The sequence below is a fragment of the Paenibacillus forsythiae T98 genome, from assembly GCF_000520735.1.
Classification (GTDB): Bacteria; Bacillota; Bacilli; order Paenibacillales; family Paenibacillaceae; genus Paenibacillus_AQ; species Paenibacillus_AQ forsythiae.
In genome coordinates, this window is record NZ_ASSC01000359.1 from 1 (window position 1) to 7,802 (window position 7,802).

Annotated in this window: 8 protein-coding genes; 5 read left to right on the forward strand and 3 right to left on the reverse strand. The window is 45.9% G+C overall.

Features of this window, described 5'->3' with window-relative positions:
- The first annotated feature begins 34 nt into the window (after window positions 1-34).
- The 4 genes from L692_RS34005 to L692_RS28535 all read left to right on the forward strand — a co-directional run bounded on the left by L692_RS34005 (window position 35) and on the right by L692_RS28535 (window position 2,389).
- Window positions 35-160 carry an SDR family oxidoreductase gene (locus tag L692_RS34005; protein ID WP_084463157.1) on the forward strand — a complete coding sequence of 42 codons (126 nt, stop codon included), beginning with the start codon at window positions 35-37 and terminating at the stop codon, window positions 158-160.
- Between the two features lie 43 nt (window positions 161-203).
- On the forward strand, window positions 204-803 hold the full coding sequence (locus tag L692_RS0111440) for an NADPH-dependent F420 reductase (protein ID WP_025699951.1): 600 nt from the start codon (window positions 204-206) through the stop codon (window positions 801-803).
- A 40-nt stretch (window positions 804-843) separates the two neighbouring features.
- Window positions 844-1,245: a hypothetical protein gene (locus L692_RS28530; RefSeq protein ID WP_025699953.1), complete on the forward strand. Its 402-nt coding sequence runs from the start codon at window positions 844-846 to the stop codon at window positions 1,243-1,245.
- Between the two features lie 220 nt (window positions 1,246-1,465).
- Window positions 1,466-2,389, forward strand: coding sequence for an MFS transporter (locus L692_RS28535; protein ID WP_312001331.1), 924 nt, complete (start codon window positions 1,466-1,468; stop codon window positions 2,387-2,389).
- Between the two features lie 46 nt (window positions 2,390-2,435).
- Here the strand turns inward: L692_RS28535 and L692_RS0111455 are convergent, their stop codons facing one another.
- Together L692_RS0111455 and L692_RS0111460 are read right to left on the reverse strand one after the other, a co-directional pair.
- Window positions 2,436-3,884, reverse strand: a complete 1,449-nt coding sequence (locus tag L692_RS0111455; protein WP_025699955.1) for a sucrose-specific PTS transporter subunit IIBC — start codon at window positions 3,882-3,884, stop codon at window positions 2,436-2,438.
- 16 nt (window positions 3,885-3,900) lie between these two features.
- Window positions 3,901-5,538, reverse strand: coding sequence for a glycoside hydrolase family 13 protein (locus L692_RS0111460; protein WP_198027741.1), 1,638 nt, complete (start codon window positions 5,536-5,538; stop codon window positions 3,901-3,903).
- Between the two features lie 116 nt (window positions 5,539-5,654).
- Here L692_RS0111460 and L692_RS0111465 point away from each other — a divergent pair, with 116 nt between their 5' ends.
- Window positions 5,655-6,518, forward strand: a complete 864-nt coding sequence (locus L692_RS0111465) for an AraC family transcriptional regulator (protein WP_025699959.1) — start codon at window positions 5,655-5,657, stop codon at window positions 6,516-6,518.
- 131 nt (window positions 6,519-6,649) lie between these two features.
- Here the strand turns inward: L692_RS0111465 and L692_RS0111470 are convergent.
- Window positions 6,650-7,802 (reverse strand): sulfatase family protein (locus L692_RS0111470; RefSeq protein WP_025699960.1); only part of this gene is annotated, 1,153 nt, incomplete at its 5' end.

Sequence of the window (7,802 nt, forward strand, 5' to 3'; positions counted from 1 at the left end):
GGCTGACGGTCCTTACGCGCCGGTTGTCTCCGGCATGATACCGGTCGGTCGTTACGGTACGGGCGCGGAAATCGCCGATATGGTGGCTTATCTGGCTACACCGGGAGCCGCCTTCGTGACCGGCGCAACCATTAACGTGGACGGCGGAACCACAGTCTGATTAACATCCAACACTATAACCAAAATTTGAGAGGAGAATTTATATGTCGATTGGAATTATTGGCGCGGGTGAAATCGGGCAAGCATTTGCCAAACAAGTCATTAAAGCGGGTTATGAGGTGCTCCTGAGCAACAGCCGCGGACCGGAATCGCTCGCTCCGCTCGCAGCCAAGCTTGGCGGCAAGAGCAAGGCCGTTACCGCCCAAGAAGCCGCAGCCGCCGATGTAGTGTTCCTTGCTCTACCCTGGAAGCATCTGAAAGATGCGGTATCCGGTCTGCCCGAATGGAACGGACGCATCGTCATCGACGCAATGAACCCGATTATTACTCCCGAATTCATCGTGGCCGATCTTGGAGGGCGGACATCAAGCGAGGTTGTTGCGGAGCTGGTTCCCGGCGCAAGGGTGGTCAAAGGATTCAATACACTTACTCCCGCTGTGCTGGGCTCCGATCCGCAAATTGCCGGTGGTCGCCGCGTCATCTTCATCTCCGGTGACGATGCTGCGGCCAAGGCTGAAGTCACCCGAATTAACGATAAAGTCGGCTTCGCCACCGTCGATTTGGGCGGTCTCGCTGACGGGGGCAAATTGCATCAATTTCCGGGAGGCCCCCTCCCTGCGCTTAACCTGATCAAATTGTCCTGAGTTACGTCAGCTTAAAAATAAACAATGGAGCGTGAGAGCAATGATCTATTATGAATCCCCTCAAGCCGAGATTTCCTGGAATGAAGCATTTCAAATCGTTGAGCTGAGATGGAAGGCTTTTGCCCAAGGTGAGCAATTTCGTACCGCTATGGATAAGGTGGTGGAATTGGCCGGAAAAATGAATGGCAGCAAGGTGCTGTATGACAACCGAAAGATGTCTGTCATCAGTCAAGAGGATCAAGCCTGGGTTTCCCAAAACTGGGTGAAGCGGGCGGTGGACATTCAATACTGCGCCGTCATCCAGCCGGAGAAAGTGGTCGCCAAATCAAGCCTCAACCGGATTGTCGGCACTATCGAAGAGTTCCCGTATGACATGGAGTTTTTTCAGAGCATGGACGATGCCGTTAACTGGCTTGCCGAAACGAGGGATATGATACGATGAAAGCTTTTTATTATGTGTTCATTATTGCATTCGGACTGTTCAGCATCGTCAACACGGAATTCGGCGTCATCGGCACTTTTATTCAAATTACCGAAAAATATCACATTAGCGCTTCGCAGACCGGAATGCTGGTCAGTTTGTTTGCGCTCACAATTGCGGTTTTTGGGCCGTTCATGACCTGCTATTCTCAGGGTTTAACAAAAAACGGATCATGGCCTCCGTGCTTGCCCTTTTTGCCATCGCCAATCTTCTGTCGGCAGCCACTCCAAACTTTTCGGTTCGGCTGATTGTCCGCATCCTGCCCGCTTTTCTTCATCCGGTCTATTTCTCGCTGGCTTTCGTAGCCGCGGCTAGTTTTTTTCCAATTGAACAAAAGAGTAAAGCGACAGCCTATGTATTTACCGGGGGTACGGTGGGTATGTTTCTCGGAGTGCCGTTCACCTCTTTTATCGCGGATCAATTTTCGCTTGAAGCCTCCTTTCTGTTCTCCGCCACTCTGAATCTGATCGCGTTAATCGGTTTGTTAATCTGGGTTCCCAGCATGCCCGTGACCGCAAAATTATCTTATAAGGAGCAGCTCGGCGTGTTGGCTAAACCCCAGTTATGGTTGAATATCGTGACCGTCTGCTTAACCATTTCGGCGATGTTTGCCGTATTCAGCTATTTTGCGGAATATCTTGGACAAATTACGAAGATGAGCGGGAATTTAATAAGCACCATGCTGATTCTGTTTGGAGCGAGCGGTGTGCTGGGCAATTTGCAGGCAGGGCGATTGCTAAACAGGCATGTTGTCAAGACGACCCTTCTGTATCCTGCTGTATTGGCCTTAACGTATCTGATCGTATTCTGGGGCGGGGCTTATTTGATTCCCATGATGATTATCGTGATCGTATGGGGATTCATTCATACCGGGGGCTTTATTATCAATCAGAACTGGCTAGCCTCCGAAGCCTCCGAAGCGCCTGAATTCGCCAACAGCCTGTTCGTTTCTTTCTCGAATTTGGGCATTGCCATCGGCACCGCTTCAGGAGGCCAGTTCTTACTGCATATGGGTACACACCAGATCATCTGGGGAGGTTTAATGTTCCTGGCGCTTGCGGTCACCCTGATGGTTGCGAAAAAAAAATGGTACGGCTTCCGATAGCGTTTAACAAGATGGTTGTTTGGTAGTGTGAATAAAATCGCGATGCTTAGGAAGCGATTTTACTCACCCGCTTTAATTCTGTATTCAGTTTTTTTGATTTTGACAACATGATCGTTATTACAAATCCCGATACAAAAGAAATCAAGACGGCAAATAAAAAGTTCAGCACACTGCCAGCTTGAATACTGACAAACCCGATCAGTCCAGCTGGTCCGGGGGCTGCGTTTAAAATGTGATTGAATGCTACAAAGGCACATCCAAAAGCTGAACCGATCATAGCGGAATAAAATGGATATTTCATTTTCAGGTTAACGCCAAACATCGCGGGTTCCGTAATGCCAAGCAGGGCGGAAATTCCGGAAGAAATCGCAATGCTTTTCATTTTTTCGTCTTTCGTCAGCAGCATGGCCGCAAATGTCGCGCCTCCCTGGGCAACATTATTGCATGAAACAAGTGCCAGTAAAAACGAACCGCCGGCAGCAATTAACTGAATGTCAATCGGAAGAAGACTATGGTGCATACCCGTTAATGTCAAAGGAGATAAAATCAACCCAAAAACGGCTCCGCCAAAGAAACCAAGTGTATCATACAGCCAAACCATTCCATCAGCCAGCAGATTCCCGGCAGATCTCATTATCCCGCCAACTACAGTAAACGTAAGAAAGCTTGTGATAAATACTGTTAATAGCGGAGTTAACAAGTTATCAAGAAAAGACGGAACGATTTTACGTAAGCTTTTCTCGACTCGCGCAAGGATAAATGAAGCCGCTAACACAGGAAACACGGTTCCTTGATAGCCCACTTTTTCAATTTCAAGTCCAAAAACATTCCATACCGGCACTTTATTATTCAAAATAGCTTGCCCGTATCCATATGCATTTAAAAGATCCGGGTGCACCATGATCATTCCCATGACAGCTCCTAAATAAGGGTTTCCTCCGAACATTTTTGTTGCGGAGAATCCTATTAATATCGGCATGAACACAAACGCTGCATTAGCAAACACATTAATCATGTTCGCAAGATCGGTTATGTTCGGGTATACATCAACTAAAGACCTGTCTTCGAAAAATAATCCGCTTGATGTTAAAACGTTATTGATACCCATCAATAAACCGGCGGCTACCAGTGCCGGGATAATCGGGACAAATACGTCGGACAACAATTTCACCAGCCTTTGGACCACATTCATCTTATTGTCGGCTTCTTTTTTAACCTCATCTTTACTGGATTCTTTAATACCTGCTAATTCAACAAAAGCGTGGTACACTTCATTGACCGTACCCGCACCGATAATAACCTGATATTGTCCTCCATTGCTGAAGTGGCCTTTTACAAGATCAATATTTGACAGTTCGTCTGTTTTGACAGTGGATTCGTCTTTTAGCACCAACCGAAGGCGAGTCGCGCAATGCGCAGCGCTGATAATGTTCTCAGATCCGCCAACGGCAGCTAGAATTTGCTGCGCTGCTTGTTCGTTTTTGTTTTTAGTCATTATTCTGATCCCTCTTTCAGATGATTTCATACATAATGGCTTCATACGGACGCAATGTAATGTTCTTTAAATCGCTGCTCGAGTGGCTGTAATTGCTAATTAAAAGGTTTACGGCTGAATGACTTCCGGTAGAGTAAGAAAAAGCGGCTTCCGGCTCGTAAAAATTGCATACAATAAGCAGCTTTTTGTCTTCGAGTATCCGTTCGTAAGCATAAATATTGGGTTCCGAATCAAGAAGACGATAAGTGCCATATACAAGTGTCTGATTTTGTTTACGAATCGTGATTAATTTTTGATAATGATAAAAAACAGAGTCCGATTCAATTAAAGCGCTTTCCACATTAACAGAAGGATAATTGGGATTAAGCTTCATCCATGGTTTTCCTGAAGAAAATCCTGCATTTGTTGCATTCGACCATTGCATTGGGGTTCTGGCATTATCCCTTGCTTTCATATAGAGCGATTCCATGATGTCTTCTTCGCTAAAACCGGCTGCTGTTCGTTCTTTATAGATATTTTGAGTTTCAATATCGATATAATCTTCTATAGACTCGAAAGCAGCATTTGTCATGCCGATTTCTTCTCCCTGGTAGATATAGGGTGTTCCTTTCATTCCATGTAATAAAGTGGCCAACATTTTGGCAGACTCCACCCTATATTCACGGTCATTCCCCCATCTCGATACAATGCGGGGCAGGTCGTGATTGTTCCAAAACAAGCTGTTCCAACCGTCTTCGTTTAAAGCATATTGCCACTTGCTTAGCACTTGCTTTAGTTCATCGAGCTCCAGCTTTTTCAAATCCCATCTTTGTTTGCCTGGAATTTTATCCAGCTGAATATGTTCAAACTGAAAGATCATGCTCAATTCCTTGCCCTCAGGGTCAGAGTACAGTTTTCCGTCTTCAGTTGTCGCGCCCCACGTTTCTCCAACCGTTAACAAATCTTTGTTTCCAAACGTTTTTTGATTCATTTCCTGCAAATAATCATGAAGTTTAGGTCCATTTTCCTTTATTTGTTTATCGGGATCTTTTCCAATCAAATCAATCACATCCATACGGAAGCCGCCGATTCCCTTGTTAATCCAAAAGTTCATCATATCCCAGATGCTGCTGCGCATTTTTTGGTTTCCCCAGTCCAAGTCGGGCTGTTCTTTGCTGTAAAAATGCAAATAGTATTGGTTAGTTGTTTCATCAAATTCCCATGCTGAGCCACCGAAATTCGATTTCAGTTCGTTGGGTTCTTTGCCGTTAACCGGATCGCGCCAGATATAATAATCTCTGTACGGATTGTCTTTTGATTTTTTTGCTTCTATAAACCACGGATGCTGGTCCGAGGTATGGTTAACAACAAGATCCATAATAATTTTAATGCCGCGCTTGCTGCTTTCTAATAACAATTTATTCATATCTTCCATGGTTCCAAATTCCGATGAGATGGAGCAATAATCACTAATATCGTAGCCATTGTCTACGTTGGGAGAATCATAAATGGGACTTAGCCAAATGACGTCGACGCCTAATAATTTTACATAGTCTAACTTTTGAATGATGCCTTGTAAATCGCCAACTCCATCGCCATTACTGTCGTAGAAGCTACGGGGATATATTTGATAAATAACACTTTTGTGCCACCACTTTTTTTGAATTTCTTTCATTTTTACTCTCCTTTTTGTCAATTGGAAACGTCTTCAGTATAATGAATGTTAGCAGTTCTTTCTTGCACATTTTCAAAATTTATAACATAATTCTCACTTTTAAGGAGAAAATAAGAATGAAATCATCTTTAAAAGAAAATTCTATTCATGGCACTCTGTCTTTTCCGTTGCATATATACAGTAAGATACGTAAAACCGATTATTATGTAGGGTATCACTGGCATGAAGAACTAGAATTTATTTATGTTGAAGAAGGAGAAATGGAGGTGACGATCAATTCAGAAATCATACATGTTTCCAAAGGAAATTTTGTTTTTATCAATTCCGGAGACTTGCATCAAGTTACCTCAAACGGTCCATCCATTCATCATGCTATTGTTTTTCATCCCCAGTTATTGAATTTTGAATATCCAGACATATGCCAGCAAGCTATTATCAAGCCGATTACCTCGGGAGCCTTGCAATTTCCTTATGCATTACATTTAGATAAGGAATCAAAAGAGGAGTTATCAGGAAAGTTACGAAATATCATTGCCATAAAAAAAGGGGAAAACAAGCTCTCATCCTTGCGTATTAAAGTGATTCTCCTTCAAGTAATCGATATTTTATATGAAAGAAAACTTTTCCTGGAAAATCGACTTCATACAAAAGTCAAACAAGAAAAAATCAAAAAAGTGATCCTATATATTGAGGAACATTACAATGATAAAATTTTTCTTGAGGACTTAGCAGCGCTTGTAGGAATGAATAAAAATTATTTCTCAAAATACTTTCAAATAGCTGTAGGGAAAAATCCAGTTACGTATATTAATGAATACCGGTGTGAAAAAGCAGCGAAACTGCTAAAAAATAGCGAGTTGAAAGTTTTAGAGATTTCCTTGATGGTGGGTTTTGAAAACTTCAGCTATTTTATTCGTAAATTTAGAGAGTACAAGCACCATTCTCCGTCGCAATATAGAAAAATGGTTTATGATAATTAACAAAAGGAAGCAGGTGTTAACGCACAATGCGTGATGACCTGCTTCCAGTCCGGATTCATGCTATGCCTGGTTTGCCTTGACATGTATTCGCAAAAGGCCTATGGAAAAGCCGCGCTTTATCTTTTAAACCTCTAACCCTGTTTGGAGCCGTATGCCGTGCCGTTCTCATATTCCTCCTGCCAGCCGGGAGCGGCGAGACCGGGAACCTTGCCGTCCAGCAGCCGGTCGCCTCCCGCTTCCATCCAGTCCTCCACCTTCCGGCGCAGCTCCAGCAATATGTCTTCATAGGCCGGGTCACAGGCCAGGTTCCGCTCCTCCAGCGGATCTTCCGCAAGGTCGTACAGCTCTTCCGGCACATTCGGCTTGTAATAATCCTCCCGAACCTCCTGGCCCGAGGGACTAAGATGAATATCGAGCGGCAAATAAACGGCTGGCCCATCCTCGAAATTGCGGATATATTTGTACCGGTCGGTACGGACGCCCCGCATCGGATGATACTGGTCATGCCAGGTCAGCTCGGCGAAGAAATGGTCGCGCGTGGAAGGGCCGTCTGCATTGTGCAGAAGCCTGTAAAAGCTCACTCCATCCAAGTCCTGCGACGCCTCCGCTCCGGCAAACTCCAGCAGGGTCGGCATCAGATCCACATTGCAGAGCAAATGGCCGTTGACCTGCCCGGCTTCCAGCGTCCCCGGGCACCGCATAAGGAGCGCCGTCTCCAGGCCCGCATCCATCAGCGTCCCCTTGGCCCGGGGAAAAGCGATGCCGTGATCGGTTGTATAAATCACCAGCGTGTCCTCCGCAAGTCCCAAGGCGTCTAGCCGGGACAGGATACGGGCGATGCCGTGATCAAGCGTCTTGACCGAGCCGTGCAGCAATGCAAGGTCCTCCCGCACCCGCTCCGTATCCGGCAGATACGGCGGCGGAACGATCTCTTCCGCCGGATCGGCCACCGGCGCGTATTCGTCGAAATCGCGGTGGGTTTCAAAGAAACCGACCGAAGCAAAAAAAGGCCGTTCCTGCGGCCCCGCCGCTTTATCCTCCAGGAAAGAGACAACCCGCTCCGCGACATCCGCAGCCCGGTCGCCCGGCACCGGGAGGACCGTCTCATAGCCCAGCTTATATGTAGATGAGGTTCGCTCGCCTCCGGCTTCGCCAATCGTTTCATGGCTGAAGCCAATTAGCGCCGTCTCGTATCCGGCTTCGTTCAGGCTCATCGGCAGCGTTGTAACCTCCGGATCTATGGAGAAGCCGAGATGGCTCAGCCCGATCATGCCATGCCGCTGC